This is a genomic window from Intestinimonas sp. UBA1698, assembly GCF_002320075.1.
GTDB classification, from domain to species: Bacteria; Bacillota; Clostridia; order Oscillospirales; family Oscillospiraceae; genus Intestinimonas; species Intestinimonas massiliensis.
This window is the reverse complement of the sequence record NZ_DCJO01000026.1, coordinates 1-17,831: the sequence shown is the minus strand read 5'-3', so window position 1 is coordinate 17,831 and position 17,831 is coordinate 1. Positions and strand designations below refer to the sequence as shown.

Sequence of the window (17,831 nt, the reverse complement as noted above, 5' to 3'; positions counted from 1 at the left end):
TGGAGGGGCCGTCCACAGTCTTCTGGGTGGCGGTGGTGGAGTGGACGGTGGTCATCAGGCCGTCGGTAATGCCCCAGTTGTCGTGCAGCACCTTGGCGATGGGGGCCAGGCAGTTGGTGGTGCAGGAGGCATTGGAGACAAAGTTCATGCTGGAGTCATAGGTCTCGTGGTTGACGCCCATGACGAACATGGGGGTGTCGTCCTTGGAGGGGGCGGACATGACCACCTTCTTGGCGCCGGCGTCGATGTGGGCCTGGGCCTTCTCCTTGGTCAGGAACATGCCAGTGGACTCCACGACATACTCGGCGCCCACCTCGCCCCAGGGGATGTCCTTGGGATCCATGCAGGCGAAGAACTTCACAGTCTTGCCGTTGACGATGATGGCGTCGTCGGTGTACTCAATGGTGCCGTCAAACTGGCCGTGCATGGTATCATAACGCAGCATGTAGGCCATGTAATCGGGGGTCATGAAGGGATCGTTGATACCCACGAACTCGATGTCGGAACGGGAGATACCCGCGCGGAACACCAGACGGCCGATCCGGCCAAAGCCATTAATGCCAACTTTAATGCTCATAATGAATCGCTCCTTCGTTCTAATTTGATTCTTAAATGATTTCCAATTGCGCGCCTCCATTATAAACGAATCCGCGCCGAATGAAAAGGGGGAAAACAGAAAACTTACTGGGGAAACTGTATAAATTTACACCGGCACTATCGGTAAACGCGGTGGTTTCGACATGATTCGACATTTCTGCTTGAGCGGCGGGTCGGATTTTGCTATACTGACGTTATCATACCCTTACAACTTTACGGAATTCCTGCGCAAGCTATGGCAGGACTGGAAAGGAGGTCGGCGGCATTTGGACGAGAAGAGAGAGGATCTGGGACCGCTCCTGGTAGAGCAGTTCCGTCAGCAGATGAACAACCTGTCCGCAGCGATTCAGTTGCTCACGCCGGTGGTGCGGGAGAAGGCGGGGCCGCAGTACGACCCCTATTTGGCCATTCTGCACCAGAGCCTGTACCGGTTGATTCGTATGGTGGGCAATCTTGAGTATCTGGAACTGCCTGAGGGAGAGCTCCCCCTGCGGGAGGGCACGCTGGATCTGGCCGGGCTGTGCCGGGAGCTGGGGGAGCAGGTGTCTCCCCTGACGGCGCTGGCTGGCATCCGCTTTTCCTATGAGGAGGAGATAGGGAGCCTCCTCACCCATGGAGACGGGGCCCAGCTCCGGCGGCTGCTGCTCAACCTGATCGCCAACGCCGTCCGCGCGGCGGGAGAGGGCGGAGAGTCCGGCCTGCGCCTGGCACGCCGGGGCGGGCGGGCGGTCCTCACCGTGTGGGACAACGGACCGGGTTTTCTCCCGGAAACCGATGAGCGGGAGCTGCTTCAGCGGCCGGGCAGCCTGGGTCTTGGACTGAAGGTGGCCCGCCGCATCGCCGCCCTCCACGGGGGGAGCATCGTTTTTGAGCAGCGGGAGGAGCGGGGCTCTCGGGCGATCGTGTCCCTGCCCCTCCGGCCGCCGGAGCCGGGCGAGCTGCTGAAAACGCCCCGGATGGGGTTTGACGGCAGCGGCGGATTTTCCGACACGCTCATCGAGCTGGCAGGCGTGCTGCCCTACCGGGCCTTTTTCCCGGAGGATGTGGAGTAATACAGTGCAGACGGCGCATGGCCTCAGCCATGCGCCGTCTGCATATCAGGGAGGAAAGGAAGGGAAAGAATTTAGTTGGGCAGGTATTCCAGGGGGTCAACAGTGGAGCCGTCCAGCGACATGCTGAAGTGCAGATGGCTGGCCAGGGCGCTCTCGGCGATGGCGGTGCCGCCCACCGAGCCCAGCACGGAGCCGGCGCCAACCGTGTCGCCCACCGCCACCGTGGGTACGGAGGCCAGGTTGGAGTAAGTGCTGGTCAGTCCGCCGCCGTGCTCCACCACAACGGTGGTGCCCATCATGGCGTCCTGGAGGACGGCGGTGACCGTCCCCGCGGCGGCCGCCTTGACCTCAGTACCGGCGGCGGAGGCGATGTCCAGACCGTCGTGGGTGCGCCAGTCGTCCATGGTGGGATTGTAGGAGAGCACCTCCAGGCTGTAGTCCGTCAGAATATCTCCCTGTACAGGCCAGGTAAAGACGGTGGGGGCGGCCTGTGGAGTGGGCTGGGGCGTGGCCGACGGCATCCACGAGGGCGTGGCCGCCGGTACAGCCGGGGACGCGGGGACGGTGTGCTCCGGCGCAGGGGTGGCCGCCGGGCGGTTCATGAGGCCCGCGTCCACCGGCGTGGGCCGGGGAGAGGGGGTGACGGTGATCTGGGCGGTGCCCGCCACGGGGGCGTCCGGCTCATCCGGGGTGAGAGAGNNAGAGGAAAAGAGATAATAGCCCGAAATTCCTATTGCGGCGACGCAGAGGAACAGGACTATGTAGAAGCCCTTGCCCTCCAGAAAGTCGCCCATTCGTTTTAAGAATGGTTTTTTCATGCTGTTTAGCACCTCCGAGCCTATTGTGGACAGGCCTGGGCTTGGATATACATGGAAAACAAAAAAATTTCCCTTGACCTTCCACGGGGTGCAGGGTGTATTAAGAGAACGGCAATTTAAGAAAATTTTAATCTTCTCTTCATGGCGTCTTACATAGGATTCTGGTATGCTGGTAGCCTATCTGGAAAATATGAACGAACTGCGAATTTTTTGCCGGAGGCGTTGACATATGACAACTTGTCGTCTAAGCTTATGACAGCTTGTCAGGCGAGGAGGTGCCCTATGCCCAGCGCGACGTTTTACAATCTGCCGGAGGAGAAGCGGGAGCGCCTGCTTCGGGCTGCCAGAGAGGAGTTCTCCCGCGTTCCCTATGAGAGCGCCTCGGTGAACCGGATCATCCGGTCCGCCGGCATCCCGCGGGGCAGCTTTTACATGTACTTCACCGACAAGGAGGAGCTGTTCGGCCACCTGATGGACTCCTATGGCGCACTGCTGGAGCGCCGGATGGGGGAGCTGCTGGAGCAGCGGGAGGGGGACCTCTTTGCCGCCTTCCTGGACCTGTTTGACCACATTCAGGCCCACTGGGGGGACGGGAAATACCGCGAGATGGCGGACATACTCCGCTGCAACCGGCAGATGCAGCCCGGGGTCCTGCTGAACCGGGAGGGGCCTGAGGCGAGCCTGGCTCGCCTGCGGGACAGGGTGGACCTGTCCCGACTGGATCTGCGCACGGAGACCGACCTTTCCGATATCTTCCACTTGCTGGTCTCCGCCGTAGCCGGTACACTGGTAGCGGCCGGGGCCTCAAGCGATCCGGCGGGCGCGCGGGCCCGTCTGATGCGTGTATTTGGCATCCTTCGGCGGGGCGCGGCCTCCAAGGCGGTCCGCCGCGAAGAAGCATAGCAAAGAAAAGGAGAAACCACTATGGAAGCAACCCAAGTTAAGCCAGAAACGACGGTCGCCCCTCCGGAGGGGCCGGGGAAGAAAAGCCCGCAGCTCACGCCCCCGAAGAAGAAGCGGAAGTGGGTCAAGCGGCTGGTCATCCTCTTGGTGATCGCGGCGCTGCTGGTGCTGGCGCTCTCCCGCTGCATGAGTGCGGGAACCCAGGTGCTCAGCAGCGCGTACCTGCCCTACACCGCCGCGATGCACGACATGACGGTGGCCGTCTCGGGCACCGGCACCATCGAGCCCATCCAGTCCTACAAGGTGACCACGCTGGTCAGCGGCGAGATTCTGGAGGCCCCCTTTGAGGAGGGGCAGACCGTCCACAAGGGCGACGTGCTCTTCCGCATCGACGCCAGCGACGTGGAGAACAACATCGAGCAGCTCCAGCTCAACGTCCAGTCCGCCCAACTGGCCCTCAACGACCTGCTGAAGACCCAGAGCGACAATCAGAAGGACCGCAATGTGAAGGCCGACGACGCCGGCGTGATCACCGAGCTGCACGTGGACCGCGGGGACAGCGTCACCGTCGGCACCGTCATCGCCGACGTGCTGGACCGGGACCACATGAAGCTGAAGGTGCCCTTCCACTCCGCCGATGCGTCGGGCTTCTATGTGGGCCAGGCCGCCACGGTGACGGTGAACGGCACCGCCGAGACGGTGGGCGGAACGGTGGAGTCCATCGCCGCCACCGACGAGGTGGGACCCGGCGGTACCCTGGTCCGCCAGGTGACCATCCTGGTCAACAACCCCGGCGTCCTGTCTGAAACCAGCCAGGGAACCGCCTCCGTGGGAGGGGCGGCCTGCGCCTCCGGCAGCAGCTTTACTTATGCGTCCTCCTCCCAGATCACGGCCAAGGCCGCCGGCGATCTGGACGTGCTCAATGTCAAGGAGGGCGACCGGGTATCCAAGGGCCAGGTGATCGGCGTTATCTCTGAGGCCGACCTGGAGACCCAGATTGAGAATGCCCGCATCGCTCTGGAAAACGCCCAGCTCTCCCTGAAGAACGCCCAGGAGAAGCTGGAGGACTACACCATCACCTCCACCATCGACGGCGAGGTGATCGAGAAGAACCTGGATGTGGGCGACAACATCAGCGGTCTGTCCAATTCCGGCGCTTCCGTCACCTACCCGGCCATCATCTATGACCGCTCCGAGCTCACCTTTGACATGGACGTGGATGAGAAGGACATCAGCAAGATCCAGGTGGGCCAGAAGGTGGAGATCACCGCCGGCGCACTGGACGACCAGAGCTTCACCGGCGTGGTGGATAAGATCAACATCAACGGCACCACCACCAGCGGCCACACCAGCTATCCCGTCACCGTGAAGGTGGAGGGCTCCCCCGAGGCGCTCTACCCCGGCATGAACGTCTCCGCCAAGATTATCGTGGAGGAGGTGGGCAGCGTGCTCGCCCTGCCGGTGGAGGCGGTGGAGCGGGGTAACACTGTGCTGGTGGCCAAGGAGGGCTGCCTGGATGAAAACGGCGTCATCAAGGATCTCTCCGCCGCTGAGGAGCGCCAGGTGACCCTGGGCCGCAACGACGACGAGTACATCGAGATCGTGGACGGCCTGGAGGAGGGCGAAGTGGTGCTGGCGCTGAGCCCCCAGGGCTCCAGCCTCATGAGTGCGATGGGGATGGGTTAAGCCATGGAACACCTCATTGAACTCAAGGACGTCTACAAGATTTACCAGATGGGCGAGGAGACCGTCCACGCCCTGGACGGCATCTCCCTGACGGTGGACCCCGGGGAGTTCGTGGCCATCGTGGGCTCTTCCGGCTCCGGTAAGTCCACCGCCATGAACATCATCGGCTGTCTGGACGTGCCCACCTCCGGCACCTACCATCTGGGCGGCGTGGACGTGTCCACCATGGACGACGACCAGCAGGCCGAAATCCGCAACAAGATGCTGGGCTTCATCTTCCAGCAGTACAATCTGATTCCCAAGCTCAACGTGCTGGAGAACGTGGAGCTGCCCCTCCTCTACGCCGGAGTGTCCGCTGCTGAGCGCCATGAGCGGGCCATCCGCTCTCTGGAGCGGGTGGGGCTGGCGGACAAGTGCAAAAACCTGCCCAGTCAGCTCTCCGGCGGCCAGCAGCAGCGGGTGTCCATCGCCCGGGCGCTGGCGGGCAACCCCTCGGTGATCCTGGCCGACGAGCCCACCGGCGCCCTGGACTCCCGCACCGGCCGGGAGGTGCTGGGCTTCCTCCAGAAGCTCAACGCCGAGGGGGATACCGTGGTGCTCATCACCCACGACAACTCCATCGCCGTCAAGGCCAAGCGCATTGTGCGCCTACAGGACGGAAGGATCATCTATGACGGTGATGCCCACGACCCAAAGGCCGTGGTACAGCCGGAGCTGGACGAGGAGGTGGGCGCGCTGTGAATGTGAGCCAATCCTTCCGCCTGGCCCTCAAGAGCCTGATGGTCAGCAAGGTCCGCGCCCTGCTGACCATGCTGGGCATCATTATCGGTGTGGCGGCCGTCATCGTCATCGTCTCCCTGGGCAATGGCATGCAGCAGTATATGAACTCCCAGTTTGAGCAGATCGGCGTCAATCTCATTCAGGTGGCCATCTACTCTTACGGCGGAAACCGGGAGGTGGAGCCGGACGACATGTACGCCCTGGCGGAGAAGTACCCCCAGTACATTGACTCCGTCAGCCCCTACCTCAGCGCCTCCACCACCGTGCGCCACGGCGCCGACGAATACGACCACACCAGCGTGTACGGCGTCAGTGAGACCTTTTACAACGCCGAAAAGGGCCAGACGGCCAGCGGCGACCAGCTTGAGGAGGGGCGCTTCCTCAGTTATGTGGACGTGGAGCGGGACCAGAAGGTGTGCGTCATCGGCAGCTACCTCAACGAGGATATGTTTGGCGGGGACGGCCTGGGCCAGACCCTGACCGTGGGGGGCATTCCCTACAAGATCATCGGCACCCTGGCACAGAAGGCCGACTCCACCGAGGGCAGCGGGGATGACCTCATTTACCTGCCCTATGGTATGGTGGAGCAGCTCAACGCTGCCAGCGGGGGTATGGGCATGAAGATGTACCTGGTCACCAGCACCACCAAGGAGACCTCTTCCGCCGCCAAGGGCGTGGTGGAGAGCCTGCTGTTCCGCATCTACCAGGATGAGAACGCCTACATGGTCATGACCTCCGCGGAGATGATGGACATGATGGACTCCATGCTGGGGGTGCTCATGACCATTCTGGTGGTCATCGCCGCCATCTCCCTGGTGGTGGGCGGCATCGGCATTATGAACATCATGCTGGTCTCCGTCACCGAGCGCACCCGGGAGATCGGCATCCGCAAATCCCTGGGTGCCAAGCGCAAGGATATCCGGGGCCAGTTCATCATCGAGGCCGGCACCACCTCCGCCATCGGCGGTGTGCTGGGCATCGGCGTGGGCATCGGCCTGGCCCAGCTTGCCGGCGGCCTCATCGGCGGCATGATGGCGGCCCAGATGGGCGGCAACGCCACCTTCTCTGCCGTACCTACCCTGGGCTCGGTGGCCATCGCCTTCGGCGTCAGCGTAGGCATCGGCGTCCTCTTCGGCTATCTGCCCGCCAACAAGGCCGCCCGCCTCAACCCCATCGACGCCCTGCGGTATGATTGAGCCGGCGCGTCATCCCCTTACTTGACAGAAGGAGCGAAAAAGATGAAGAAACGAGTTGCAAGCGCCCTGCTCTGCGCGGTCCTGGTTCTATCCCTGCTGCCCGCCGCCCGGGCGGCCCAGGCGCCCACCGAGGCAGAGGCCGCCCAGGTGCTCTCCGCCCTGGACATCATGACCGGCAACGAAAACGGCGACCTGATGCTGGGCCGCGCCGTCACCCGGGCCGAATTCACCAAGCTGGTGGTGGCCGCCTCCCCGCTGCGGGACAACGTGGGCCCCGAGACCGCCACCGATCCCTACCCCGACGTGCCCCGTACCCACTGGGCTGCGGGCTATGTGGCCGCCGCCGTCAGCGCCGGACTGGTCCGGGGCAACCTCTACGGCTACTTTGAGCCCGACCGCAACATCACCCTGGCCGAGGGCGTCACCATGGTCCTGCGGCTGCTGGGCTACCGGGACTCCGACTTTACCGGCGCCTATCCCGCCGGTCAGATGGCCAAATACCGGGCCCTGGGCCTGGACACCGGCGTACCCACCACCGCCTTCAACGGGGAGCTGACCCGGCGGGATGCGCTGTACCTCTTTTACAATTTGCTGACCGCCAAGACCGCCGACAGCTCGGCCTACCTGCTGGACGTGCTCAAGCCCGGCGAGCACCTGGTCACTCCCTCCGGCACCATCAACACCGTGGCCCTTGTCAACGCGGCTATGGAGGGCCCCGTGGTGGCCAGCGGCGGCTGGCAATCCAAGCTGCCCTTCGACCTGTCCACCGCTAAGGTCTACCGGGGCGGCTCCGCCTCCACCCTCTCCGCCGTGGCCGCCAACGATGTGGTCTACTATTCCAAGTCCATGCGCACCCTATGGGTGTACTCCAACAAGGTCACCGGCAGCATCGAGGCCATCACCCCCACTTCCTCCCCCACCTCGGTCACCGTGGCGGGCAAGAGCTATTCCATCGAGACCCCGGCCGCCGCCTACGACCTCAGCGATCTGGGCCCCTTCCGGGTGGGCGACTCGGTCACCCTCCTGCTGGGCCGGGACAACCAGGTGGCCGCCGTGCTGGATCCCGTCCGGACCAGCTCCACCGTCTACGGCATGGTGACCGCCGTGGAGACCGCCTCTTATGAGGACGCCTCCGGCAATCCCTATACCGCCTCCACCCTCACCGTCCAGGCCACCGACGGCAACACCTACTCCTACCGCTGGGACCAGAAGAATCTGAAGGCGGGCGCTCTGGTCCAGGTGACCACCAACGGCGGCTCGGTCCAGGTCACCCGCCTGAGCGGCAGCGGCATCAGCGGCAAGGTGAGCACCGACGGCACCCGGCTGGGCTCCTACGACCTGGCCGACGACGTAGAGATCCTGGACACCTACGGCGACACCCAGGCCGTGCGGGTCTATCCCTCCCGCCTGAAAGGCGTCAGCCTCCGGGAGAGCGATGTCCGCTTCTACCAGTTGGACGAACACGGCGCCGTCCGCCGTCTCATCCTGAACGAGGTCACCGGCGACATGCACCGCTACGGTGTGCTCACCCACATCAGCGAGACGGATATGGGCATGGCGGTCTCCGGCGTCTATGAGTACGACATCGGCGGCGTCCAGCAGGCCCCCATCACCGGCGCCACCCTGTACAACGTCAAGACCGGCCCCTTCCAGCTCAAGCAGGACGCGGACGGCGTCAAGCTGGCCAACCTGAACGAGGTGACTCTGACCAGCGTAGACGGCAAGACGGCCTATGCCGGCAGCCGGACGTATCCCCTCTCCGATACGGTGGCCGTCTATGAGCTGCGGGGCAACACCTACTATTACTCCTCCCTCTCCCTGGTGTCCGGCGGGGACTACACCCTCACCGGCTACTATGACAAGCCCGCCGACCAGGGCGGCTGCATCCGGGTCATTGTGGCCCGCTGAACGTAAAAGGCCCCCGGCGGAAATCCGCCGGGGGCCCTTCGTCATTCTACGCCGGTCAGGTCGAAGGGAGGAATGTAGCCGCTGTCGGCGGCGGCCCCCTCCTGAACAAAGCCCTCCAGGCCCAGATTTTCCATATACTCCGCCGCCGTCCGGGCCTCCGAGGCCCGCAGTTTCCGGTCGATCTCCGGGAACTCCGCCGCCCGCCCCTGAGGCACATACTGCCGCATCAGGGAGAAGAGCACCGTCCCCGCCGGGAAGGTCTCCGCCACCCAGTCCATAACGGCCTTGGCCTCGTTCACCCGGCCGGGCAGGATCAGGTGGCGGACAATCACCCCTCTGCGAAGCAATCCGTCCGGCCCCAGCTCATAGGGTCCGGTCTGCCGCACCATCTCCCGGATGGCGGCGGCGGCAGTCTCGGGGTAATCCGCCGCGCCGGAGTACCGCTCCGCCAGAGCGGGGGTCCGGTATTTCAGGTCGGGCAGGTAGATCTGGATCTTCCCCTCCAGGGAGCGCAGGGTCTCCACCCGGTCATAGCCGCCGGAGTTCCACACCACCGGCGCCGGCAGGGGCTCGTCCAGCATCCGGGCGATCACGTGGGCGTAGTGGGTGGGGTTGACCAGGTTGACGTTGTGGGCCCCCTGGCCGATCAGCTCGCAGCAGATCTCCCGCAGGCGCTCCACCGTCACCGGCCGGCCAAAATCCTCCTGACTGATCCGGTGGTTCTGGCAAAACACGCAGCCCAGGGAGCACCCGGAGAAAAACACCGTACCGGAGCCGTTTGTCCCGGAGATCGGGGGCTCCTCCCACATGTGCAGGGCCGCCCGGGCCACCACCGGCACGCCGGGCATCCGGCAGCGGCCCTCCCCGGCGGTCTCGGTGCGCAGGGCTCCGCACTGGCGGGGGCAGAGGTTGCAGCGCATGGGGTTCACTTCCTTTGCCTGAAAAAATGAGGCCGTATGCTTTGCTCCCACAGAGGGGCGCCGCCTCCTATTCATCCAACTGATGCAGCCGGGGATCATCCGTCCGGCCCATGAGGTAGTCCACCGACACTTCAAACCCATCTGCAAGCTTCAACAGGCTGTCGTAGCCCGGTTTTTTCCCTGCCTCCAGGTCCTGAAGTCCCCGATAGGACATCCCAGTGGCTTCCGCCGCCTCTCTTTGCGTCCACCCGTTCTTTTTGCGCAGGGCCTTTAATCGTTCCGGAAACATCCCTTTTCCTCCTTGACACACGCAGGAGCGTGTGATATAGTATCCTTGTAAATACACGCAACTGCGTGCTAAGGAGATGTTCTCATGATCCCTGACATCGAAGCCCTCTACAACGCCTGGGTCTGCGACCCCAAGCCCCACCTTTGGCCCGACTGCCTCCGGGACCACCCCATGAAAGCCCACGGCCTCTATTGCTTCCGTGAGGGGCTCCGCCTGGGCCTCCTGCTGGCCTCAGACGCCTTTCTTTCGGAAATCGGGCCCTAAATTGCCCTCCCGCCAGTGCTTGCGGCACAGGCCGATATACTGGTCGTTGGCCCCCAGCACCACCTGCTCCCCCTCCCGGAGCACCGTCCCGTTTTCGTCGAAGCGGGCGTTGCAGGTGGCCTTCTTGCCGCACCAGCAGATGGTCTTGACCTCCTCGATGATGTCCGCCGTGGCCAGCAGCTCCTGAGAGCCCGGGAAGAGCTGGCCGGAAAAGTCCGCCCGCAGGCCGTAGCAGATCACCGGCACGTTCCAATCGTCCACCACGCGGACCAGATACTGCACCTCGTCTCGGCTGAGAAACTGCGCCTCGTCCACAATGACGCAGGCATAGGACCGCACCTGCTCCTCCGGCATGGCCACCAACTCGGAAAAATAGATGCACGCATGGGACAGTCCCATCCGGGAGGCCACGAACTTGGCCCCGTCCCGCTGGTCGATCTCCGGCTTGACCAGCAGGGCCACCTGCCCCCGCTCCTCATAATTATAGCGCACCATCAGGGCGTTGGCCGTCTTGCTGGACCCCATAACGCCATACCGAAAGTATAATTTTGCCACAATTATTCCCCCTGTAATCTCTGTTCCACCGTTTTCGCAAAGCTCTGGAAGGCGCTGGGCACCGCATAGGTGCTGCGCAGCCCCGCCTGGTCGGCCCACACCCAGCCCTCCGGCAGGGATGTCTCCGCCGCCTCCACCGCCAGGGCCCCCATGTGCCACTCGATGTGGGAGAAAACGTGCTTCCCCACTCCCACCGGCTCCACAGACCGGGGGATGATCCCCCACTGCGTCAACGGTTCCAGCCCGCCCCCGGCCTGATTGGGGTACTCCCACAGCCCGGCCAGCAGGCCCCTGCCCGGCCTGCGGCGCAGGGCCACGGTGTCCCCGTGGAAAATCAGATAGACCGTCCGACGCTCCGTCCGCCGTGCCTTTTGGGCGGTCTTGACGGGGAGCTGCCCCGTGCGCTCCTCCCGCCTGGCCCGGCAGAACCCGCCGGCCGGGCACGCCCCACACCGGGGCGCTCCGTTGGGCAGGCACACCATGGCTCCCAGCTCCATCATGGCCTGGTTGAAATCTCCCGGGTCCTGCCGGGGCATAACGGCCTGGAGGGCCGAGCGCATCCGCTTTTTGGTCTCCGGCCTTGCGATATCCCCCTCATCTCCGGTGATGCGGGAGACCACCCGCAGCACGTTGCCGTCCACTGCGGGCACTGGCGCTCCGAAGGCGATGGAGGCGATGGCGCCGGCGGTGTACTCCCCCACGCCAGCCAGGGCCAGCAGGCCCTCATAAGTGTCCGGAAACCGCCCGCCGCATTCGCCCGTGATCTGTTGTGCGGCCTTGCGCAGGTTGCGGGCCCGGTTGTAGTAACCCAGCCCCTGCCACAGCTTCATCAGCCGGTCCTCCTCCACCGCCGCCAGGGCCTCCACGGTGGGCAGCGCCGCCATAAAGCGCTGATAATAATCCAGCACCGCCGCCACCCGGGTCTGCTGGAGCATAATTTCCGACACCCACACCCGATAGGGGTCCCCCAGCGTGCGGCTCCCCGGAGCGGGCCGCCAGGGCAGCGCCCGGGCGTTATCCCGGTACCACTCCAGCAGCGGAATGGGCAAACGGTCCAGTTCGTTCAAGCCAAATCCTCCATCCGATCCATCGGCCCAGCGTCTCCTTCATTTCGTCCATATCCTTGCTGAACACCTTCGTTTTTTTCCCGATGCCGTCCAGAGGGGACGACACCTTGTCGATCAGGGACATATAGATATTGATGCCGTCATTTGGCATAGGCTCACCTCCAGTTGACTTCTGTGGGAAACTTGATATAATGTTGGTACGGGAGGTGCGGCACGCATATGAGAAAGTTCAAACTCATCAGCCACCACTTCGCTCTTTATATTTGGATCTTAGCAGTCGGTCTCCTGCTTTGCGGACTCTCGGAGGCTACCATCGGTGGCACTCAATTTTACCGACCCCTTGGCTTCCTTACACTTATCTGGGCCATCTGGGCCAGCTTCCCACCCAAAGAAGAATAGCGCCGCCGCCCCGCTCCGGGGCGGCTTTTTCATGCCCGGGGCCGCAGGAAGGGGCAGCCCGGCGGCGGGCCGTGCTCCGCCTCGTAGGACGCCAGCGCCCAGACCAAATCCCGCTCCCCGGGGGACATCCGGGCGTAGTCCCCCGGGGCCCAGCCCTTCACGCGGAAGAGCCAGTACACGAGACCCAGCTCCGGGTCGCTGCCGTCCTCTAGGCGTTTTTTATCTCTTCAATGGTGTTGGCCCGGTAGCCGCACAGCTTCTCCACCGCCCGGCTGAGGTCCTCGATCTCGCCGGGCAAAAGCATGGCCTTGTATTGTGTGCTATTATAATGCGTACTGAATATAGGAATCCGCCGCAGCGCGGTTGATTCAGCAGACATTATTATAGCGTGGAACGAAAAAAATTTCAACGCGCGCAATCAAAACCCCCACTGAAATCATCTAATGGGCGGAAAGGAGGGATGGGGCATGACCGAGGCCGCTTTTGCCGCCCGGGCGGAGGGGCGGAAAGCCTGCCTTTACCGCACGGCGCTGCTCTACCTGGGCAGCGAGGCCCTGGCGCTGGAAGCGGTGGATGAGGCCGTCTACAAGGGCTTCCGTGCCTGCGGAACGCTGCGGGAGGAGCAATACTGCGACACCTGGCTCACCCGCATCCTCATCAACGTATGCAACGCCGAGCTGCGCCGGCGGAGGCGGGAGGTGGCCATGGCCGAGCTGCCTGAGACGGCGCAGGAGGTCTTTGACGCCCTGCCCCTGCGGGATGCGGTGGCCCGGCTGCCCCGTGACCTGCGGGCCGTCATCATCCTGCGGTACTTTGACGGGCTGACCCTGGCCCAGACCGCCGAGACATTACAGATTCCCCAGGGGACGGTGGCCACCCGCCAGCGGAAGGCCCTGTCCCTGCTGCGGCTGGAGCTGACAGACAGCGAGGAGGTGGGCGCATGAGCCGTAAAGAAGAATACTGGACCCTGATCCAAACGCTGAACGAGACTCCGGCCGCCCTGGATGGCGCGGTGGCCCGGGCCCGCACCCGGGCCAGGCGGTCCCGCGCCGGGCGCCGCTTCGGCATCCCGCTGGCCTCCCTGGCCGGGGTCGCGGCGGCTTTTGTCGTATTGGTCAACGTCTCCACCCCCTTCGCCATGGCCTGCAAAAGCGTCCCCGTCATCCGGGAGCTGGCCGAGGCGGTGGCCCTCGAGCCCAGCCTCAAAGCAGCTCTGGAGCACGACTATCTCCAGCCCGTCTTCCAGACCCAGGCAAAAGACGGCGTGACCGCGTCGGTCCGGTATCTCATCGTGGACCAGAACAATCTCAACGTGTTCTATACCCTGCGCTCCGACGGCGACACGCAGTTGGAGGCCCACCCCGAGCTTCTGGATTCGGATGGGAATCGGGTCGACGGCTATGTGGCGACCTGGGGAGCTCCCAGCCAGCAGGATGAGGAGGACTACAAGCTGGCCAGCTTCTACTTTGTGGACGGCCGTGTACCGGAAGCCTTGCGCCTGCGCCTGGATATCCAGGATACCGGACGAGCTAAAGAGGGCCTGGCCTCAGCCACCGCCATCCCCACACCGGCCCCCACCGCACCGCCCGGCGGTCCCTGGCACGACGCCGGGCCCAGCCAGCTCCCCCCCGCCCTGACTACCTTTACCTTCGGCCTGACCATTGACCCCAATCTGCTGGGCCCTGGCCGGAGCATCGCTCTGGACCAGTGGGTGGAGCTGGACGGCCAGCGTATCCGTCTGGAATCACTCACCATCGACCCCACCCGCATGGAGTTCACCCTGTCGGAGGACCCGGACAACACCGCCCTGCTCAAAGGGCTGAGCTGCTACGCCGTGGACGGTCTGGGGAACCGCTATGAACGGCCGAGCGTCACTTACGGCGGCGGAGAGACAATCCAACTGGAGAGCTGCTATTTCTCGGATAGCCGGGACCTGACCCTCTGCATCACCGGAGCCAGTTGGCTGGACAAAGATAAAACCTCCTTCACCCTGGACCTGAGCACCGGCAAGGCCGACTGGCTCCCCGAGGGCATGGTCATAGAGAGCGTGGAGCGGAGCGGGAACAACGTATACTGGGCCCTTCAACCTGGGGACGGCGTTTCCCTGCACTGGAGCTACTACGACCCCGAGGGGGGGGAGCACGCGTGGGGCGGCTACTCCATGTCGGCCACCGACGAGGATGGGGACGGCTGGTGCGAGCGCTCCACGGAGTACCGCACCCTGCTGGACTACCCTTGGGACACCGTAACCATCGTCCTAACCTCCAACCGCTCCACGGAATTTGCCCAGCCCATCCAAATTCCCATAAAATAATGCTGAAACGGGAGATTTTCCACAGGAAATCTCCCGTTCCGGCTTGACAAATCCGAAATTTCCTATATAATAGTATAGCTTGTCTGGATATTGACAGGCACATCCTTGCCCTCACCGCAGCGTGAGGGCCATATGTCCATAAGGAGGTGCAAGAAAATGGCAAAAGTCAACGGAAATTATGAGGTGGTCTACATCCTCGACCCCGCGATGAGCGATGAGGCCACCGCCGCTCTGGTCGCCAAGTTCAAGACCATGGCTGAAGCTCACGGCACCGTCAAGGAAGTGGATGAGTGGGGCAAGCGTCGTCTGGCCTATCCCATCAACGACCTGAACGAGGGCTACTACGTGCTCATGAGCTTCGACTCCGACGCCGCGTTCCCCAACGAACTGGCCCGTGTGCTGCGGATCACCGACGGCGTGATGCGCTCTCAGGTCGTCTGCCTGGACGAGTAAGGAGGGCCCATGCTCAACCGCATTATTTTGATGGGCCGCCTCACCCGCGACCCGGAGCTCCGTCACACCCAGACCGGGACCCCCGTGGCCTCCTTCTCTCTGGCTGTGGATCGGGACTTCAAAGATAAATCCACCGGTGAAAAGGCCACCGATTTCATTGACATCGTGGCCTGGCGCTCCACCGCCGAGTTTGTCTCCCGCTTCTTTACCAAGGGCCGGCTGGCCGTGGTGGAGGGCCGGCTCCAGTTGCGTGACTGGACCGACCGGGACGGCAACAAGCGCCGTAGCGCCGAGGTGGTAGCCGACAACGTCTATTTCGGCGACTCCAAACGGGACGCCGAGGGCGGCGGCAGCTACGGCGGTTATTCCGCTCCCGCACCCGGCAGCGCCCCGGCCGCTCCCCCTGCCTACTCCGCCCCCATGGGCGGCGGCGACCAGTTCGCCGGGCTGGATGACGATGACGGCGAGCTGCCCTTCTGAGCATTGATTTCCTGAGACCGCAGCGGCGGGATCGGCCCGCCGGCAGTCTCCCAATAAAAACCATTTTATAGGGAGGTAAGTACCATGGCTATGGATAGAGAGCGTCCCCGCGGCCGGAAGCGCCGCAAGGTCTGCAGCTTCTGCGTGGACAAGGTGGAGCACATCGACTATAAGGACGCGGCCAAGCTGCGCCGTTTCCTGTCTGAGCGTTCCAAGATCCTGCCCCGCCGGACCACCGGCACCTGCGCCATGCATCAGCGTCAGCTGACCAAGGCCATCAAGCAGGCTCGTCAGATCGCCCTGCTGCCCTTCGTCACCGACTGATCGAAGCGCCATCCAAAGCGGCGCGTCCCCCATGGGACGCGCCGCTTTTTTGTTTCCAGAGCCCCTTTGTGGGAATAATACCCGGTAGCCGCCTCGCTTCTTCCCGTGGTATCATCATACCATCAAACCAATCTGGAGACATGCATTATGGATATCCACAGCGCCCGTTCCCAGCTCAGAACCCGCACCGTCTACGACCTCCCTCTCCGGGTAACCTTCTATGCCCGGGTGTCCAGCGAATCCGACGAACAGCGCAACTCCCTGGGCAACCAGATATCCTATTATGAGGAGCTGATCCGCAAAAACCCCAACTGGACCTATGTGGAGGGCTATATTGACGAGGGGCTCTCCGCCGCCACCACCAAGAACCGGGAAAACTTTCACCGCATGGTGGAGGACGGCCAGGCCGGAGCCTTTGACCTCATCATCACCAAGGAGATCACCCGCTTCGCCCGGAACACCCTGGACTCCATCCAGTACACCCGCCGACTGCTGAACGCCGGCGTAGGGGTCTTTTTCCAAAACGACAACATCAACACCCTGGACGAGGATTCCGAGCTCCGGCTGACCATCATGTCGGGTATCGCCCAGGACGAGCTGCGCAAGCTGTCCAGCCGGGTGAAGTTTGGTCATCAGCAGGCCATCAAAAACCGGGTGGTGCTGGGCAACAGCCGCATCTTCGGCTACCGCAAGGACAAGGGCCGGTTGGTCATCGACCCGGAGGAGGCCCCCATGGTGCGGGAGCTGTTCCAGCTCTATGCCACCGGACAGTACAGCCTGAAACAGTTGGAGAACCGCTTCTGGACGCAGGGCTACCGGAACCACAACGGCAAAAAGCTGTCTCACACCACCATGTCCGGTATCCTCTCCAATCCGAAGTACAAGGGCTACTATGCGGGCAACAAGGTCAAGGTCATCGACCTGTTTACCAAAAAGCAGAAATTTCTTCCTCCGGAGGAGTGGGTGCTGTTCAAGGATGAATCGGGCACTATTGTGCCCGCCCTGGTGGAGGAGGCCCTCTGGGAGCAGGCCAACCAGGTGCTGAAACGGCGCAGCGCGGATGTCCGGCACCGCCAGGGCATCTGCAACCACGCCAACCTGCTCACCGGCAAGCTCTACTGCGCCCACTGTGGCTCCGCCTACTACCGCCGGGACTCTGTCGACCGGACCGGCCGCAAAAACAGCAAGTGGGTGTGCAGCGGTAAGATCAAAAACGGCGCGGCCTCCTGCCCCTCCTTTCCCATCTACGAGGAGGAACTCAAGCCCCTTCTCTTCCAGGTGTTCCGTCAGGCCGACGCCGACGCCGGGGCGCTGGTGGAGGAGTATATCGAGCTGTACCGTTCTCTGGAGCAGGAGGGCGGGCTGACCCGGCACATGGAGGCGCTGGAGCAGGCCATTGGGACGGCGGAAAAAAAGCGGCAGAAGCTGCTGACCTTCAACGCTCTGGGCGAGTTGTCCGACCAGGACTTTCTCTCCATGAACCGCCAGTGCGCCCAGGAGATCGAAGCCGCCCGGGCGGAGCTGGAGGAGCTGTCCGCCCAGCGCGGCTCCGCCTCCGACTTCAAATCCCACATCGAATCTGTACGCCGGACGCTCCAGGCCGCCCGGCAGGAGGCATCCAGCGGTCTGATCGGCAAGGAATTCGTGGACCAGTATATCCAGCGCATCGTGGCCACACCGGAGGCCGACGGTTCCATGCGCCTCCAGATCCAACTCTTTACCGGCGAGACCACCGACCGTTATCTGCGGAATCTGCGCTCCAGTGCCGCGCGGGATGTGGGCTGGAGCCAGCCGCAGCCGGTTCGTTCGGGTCACACGTTCAAGAA

The 17,831-nt window shown here is 63.4% G+C and carries 21 protein-coding genes; 13 read left to right on the top strand and 8 right to left on the bottom strand.

Annotated features, from left to right (window positions below):
• The coding region (locus B3H64_RS05225; protein WP_286733541.1) for a type I glyceraldehyde-3-phosphate dehydrogenase at positions 1–577 on the bottom strand (577 nt) is incomplete at its 3' end.
• A gap of 286 nt (positions 578–863) precedes the next feature.
• Here B3H64_RS05225 and B3H64_RS05220 point away from each other — a divergent pair.
• On the top strand, positions 864–1,649 hold the full coding sequence (locus B3H64_RS05220; protein WP_009261246.1) for a sensor histidine kinase: 786 nt from the start codon (positions 864–866) through the stop codon (positions 1,647–1,649).
• Between the two features lie 71 nt (positions 1,650–1,720).
• On the opposite strand, the gene B3H64_RS05215 is transcribed toward B3H64_RS05220, so the two are convergent.
• Positions 1,721–2,467 (bottom strand): peptidoglycan DD-metalloendopeptidase family protein, encoded by a 747-nt coding sequence (locus B3H64_RS05215; RefSeq protein ID WP_286733532.1) that lies wholly within the window; start codon positions 2,465–2,467, stop codon positions 1,721–1,723.
• A gap of 282 nt (positions 2,468–2,749) precedes the next feature.
• On the opposite strand from B3H64_RS05215, the gene B3H64_RS05210 reads away from it, so the two are divergent.
• Genes B3H64_RS05210 through B3H64_RS05190 form a run of 5 tightly spaced genes read left to right on the top strand, consistent with a single transcriptional unit; the run spans position 2,750 to position 8,940 of the window.
• Positions 2,750–3,370, top strand: a complete 621-nt coding sequence (locus tag B3H64_RS05210) for a TetR/AcrR family transcriptional regulator (RefSeq protein WP_007488456.1) — start codon at positions 2,750–2,752, stop codon at positions 3,368–3,370.
• Between the two features lie 21 nt (positions 3,371–3,391).
• Positions 3,392–5,056: an efflux RND transporter periplasmic adaptor subunit gene (locus B3H64_RS05205; RefSeq protein ID WP_257592421.1), complete on the top strand. Its 1,665-nt coding sequence runs from the start codon at positions 3,392–3,394 to the stop codon at positions 5,054–5,056.
• Positions 5,057–5,059: 3 nt separating this feature from the next.
• The gene (locus tag B3H64_RS05200; RefSeq protein WP_007488458.1) at positions 5,060–5,797 is read left to right on the top strand and encodes an ABC transporter ATP-binding protein; all 738 of its coding nucleotides are present in this window, start codon (positions 5,060–5,062) and stop codon (positions 5,795–5,797) included.
• Entirely contained in the window at positions 5,794–7,032 is a 1,239-nt protein-coding gene (locus tag B3H64_RS05195) for an ABC transporter permease (protein WP_286733520.1), read from the top strand. The genes B3H64_RS05200 and B3H64_RS05195 overlap by 4 nt, the downstream gene beginning before the upstream one ends.
• Positions 7,033–7,074: 42 nt before the next feature.
• A complete protein-coding gene (locus B3H64_RS05190; protein ID WP_286733518.1) occupies positions 7,075–8,940 on the top strand; it encodes an S-layer homology domain-containing protein in 1,866 nt (621 codons plus the stop codon).
• 41 nt (positions 8,941–8,981) lie between these two features.
• On the opposite strand, the gene B3H64_RS05185 is transcribed toward B3H64_RS05190, so the two are convergent.
• Together B3H64_RS05185 and B3H64_RS05180 are read right to left on the bottom strand one after the other, a co-directional pair.
• Complete coding sequence (locus tag B3H64_RS05185) at positions 8,982–9,860, bottom strand: 4Fe-4S cluster-binding domain-containing protein (RefSeq protein ID WP_286733515.1); 879 nt, start codon at positions 9,858–9,860, stop codon at positions 8,982–8,984.
• A gap of 67 nt (positions 9,861–9,927) precedes the next feature.
• Complete coding sequence (locus B3H64_RS05180; RefSeq protein WP_050616894.1) at positions 9,928–10,149, bottom strand: helix-turn-helix domain-containing protein; 222 nt, start codon at positions 10,147–10,149, stop codon at positions 9,928–9,930.
• 84 nt (positions 10,150–10,233) lie between these two features.
• Here B3H64_RS05180 and B3H64_RS05175 point away from each other — a divergent pair, with 84 nt between their 5' ends.
• A complete protein-coding gene (locus tag B3H64_RS05175; protein WP_256302855.1) occupies positions 10,234–10,413 on the top strand; it encodes a hypothetical protein in 180 nt (59 codons plus the stop codon).
• Here the strand turns inward: B3H64_RS05175 and B3H64_RS05170 are convergent.
• The 4 genes from B3H64_RS05170 to B3H64_RS05155 form a co-directional block, all read right to left on the bottom strand.
• Positions 10,381–10,968 carry a thymidine kinase gene (locus B3H64_RS05170; protein WP_286733511.1) on the bottom strand — a complete coding sequence of 196 codons (588 nt, stop codon included), beginning with the start codon at positions 10,966–10,968 and terminating at the stop codon, positions 10,381–10,383. The genes B3H64_RS05175 and B3H64_RS05170 overlap by 33 nt on opposite strands.
• A 2-nt stretch (positions 10,969–10,970) precedes the next feature.
• Positions 10,971–12,035, bottom strand: coding sequence for an A/G-specific adenine glycosylase (mutY, locus tag B3H64_RS05165; RefSeq protein WP_050616897.1), 1,065 nt, complete (start codon positions 12,033–12,035; stop codon positions 10,971–10,973).
• Positions 11,983–12,186: a hypothetical protein gene (locus B3H64_RS05160; protein WP_195892274.1), complete on the bottom strand. Its 204-nt coding sequence runs from the start codon at positions 12,184–12,186 to the stop codon at positions 11,983–11,985. Before B3H64_RS05160 ends, mutY begins: the two co-directional genes overlap by 53 nt.
• A gap of 277 nt (positions 12,187–12,463) precedes the next feature.
• A complete protein-coding gene (locus B3H64_RS05155) occupies positions 12,464–12,613 on the bottom strand; it encodes a hypothetical protein (protein WP_154666602.1) in 150 nt (49 codons plus the stop codon).
• Positions 12,614–12,901: 288 nt separating this feature from the next.
• Here B3H64_RS05155 and B3H64_RS05150 point away from each other — a divergent pair, with 288 nt between their 5' ends.
• The 6 genes from B3H64_RS05150 to B3H64_RS05125 all read left to right on the top strand — a co-directional run.
• On the top strand, positions 12,902–13,378 hold the full coding sequence (locus B3H64_RS05150; RefSeq protein WP_094762279.1) for a sigma-70 family RNA polymerase sigma factor: 477 nt from the start codon (positions 12,902–12,904) through the stop codon (positions 13,376–13,378).
• Positions 13,375–14,748, top strand: coding sequence for a DUF4179 domain-containing protein (locus tag B3H64_RS05145; protein ID WP_286733505.1), 1,374 nt, complete (start codon positions 13,375–13,377; stop codon positions 14,746–14,748). The genes B3H64_RS05150 and B3H64_RS05145 overlap by 4 nt, the downstream gene beginning before the upstream one ends.
• Positions 14,749–14,904: 156 nt before the next feature.
• Positions 14,905–15,201: a 30S ribosomal protein S6 gene (rpsF, locus tag B3H64_RS05140; RefSeq protein WP_286733503.1), complete on the top strand. Its 297-nt coding sequence runs from the start codon at positions 14,905–14,907 to the stop codon at positions 15,199–15,201.
• Between the two features lie 9 nt (positions 15,202–15,210).
• On the top strand, positions 15,211–15,681 hold the full coding sequence (locus B3H64_RS05135) for a single-stranded DNA-binding protein (protein ID WP_050616902.1): 471 nt from the start codon (positions 15,211–15,213) through the stop codon (positions 15,679–15,681).
• Between the two features lie 84 nt (positions 15,682–15,765).
• On the top strand, positions 15,766–16,005 hold the full coding sequence (rpsR, locus tag B3H64_RS05130) for a 30S ribosomal protein S18 (RefSeq protein ID WP_050616903.1): 240 nt from the start codon (positions 15,766–15,768) through the stop codon (positions 16,003–16,005).
• A gap of 147 nt (positions 16,006–16,152) precedes the next feature.
• Positions 16,153–17,831, top strand: a 1,679-nt coding sequence (locus B3H64_RS05125; protein WP_286733501.1) for a recombinase family protein, incomplete at its 3' end; no start/stop codon positions are given.

Excerpts from the sequence above, each read along its gene's own strand:
- B3H64_RS05210 (WP_007488456.1), top strand. The coding sequence starts at position 2,750 with ATGCCCAGCGCGACGTTTTACAATCTGCCGGAGGAGAAGCGGGAGCGC.
- B3H64_RS05205 (WP_257592421.1), top strand. The coding sequence starts at position 3,392 with ATGGAAGCAACCCAAGTTAAGCCAGAAACGACGGTCGCCCCTCCGGAG.
- B3H64_RS05200 (WP_007488458.1), top strand. The coding sequence starts at position 5,060 with ATGGAACACCTCATTGAACTCAAGGACGTCTACAAGATTTACCAGATG.
- B3H64_RS05190 (WP_286733518.1), top strand. The coding sequence starts at position 7,075 with ATGAAGAAACGAGTTGCAAGCGCCCTGCTCTGCGCGGTCCTGGTTCTA.
- B3H64_RS05185 (WP_286733515.1), bottom strand. The coding sequence starts at position 9,860 with ATGCGCTGCAACCTCTGCCCCCGCCAGTGCGGAGCCCTGCGCACCGAG.
- B3H64_RS05180 (WP_050616894.1), bottom strand. The coding sequence starts at position 10,149 with ATGTTTCCGGAACGATTAAAGGCCCTGCGCAAAAAGAACGGGTGGACG.
- B3H64_RS05175 (WP_256302855.1), top strand. The coding sequence starts at position 10,234 with ATGATCCCTGACATCGAAGCCCTCTACAACGCCTGGGTCTGCGACCCC.
- B3H64_RS05160 (WP_195892274.1), bottom strand. The coding sequence starts at position 12,186 with ATGCCAAATGACGGCATCAATATCTATATGTCCCTGATCGACAAGGTG.
- B3H64_RS05150 (WP_094762279.1), top strand. The coding sequence starts at position 12,902 with ATGACCGAGGCCGCTTTTGCCGCCCGGGCGGAGGGGCGGAAAGCCTGC.
- B3H64_RS05145 (WP_286733505.1), top strand. The coding sequence starts at position 13,375 with ATGAGCCGTAAAGAAGAATACTGGACCCTGATCCAAACGCTGAACGAG.
- rpsF (WP_286733503.1), top strand. The coding sequence starts at position 14,905 with ATGGCAAAAGTCAACGGAAATTATGAGGTGGTCTACATCCTCGACCCC.
- B3H64_RS05135 (WP_050616902.1), top strand. The coding sequence starts at position 15,211 with ATGCTCAACCGCATTATTTTGATGGGCCGCCTCACCCGCGACCCGGAG.
- rpsR (WP_050616903.1), top strand. The coding sequence starts at position 15,766 with ATGGCTATGGATAGAGAGCGTCCCCGCGGCCGGAAGCGCCGCAAGGTC.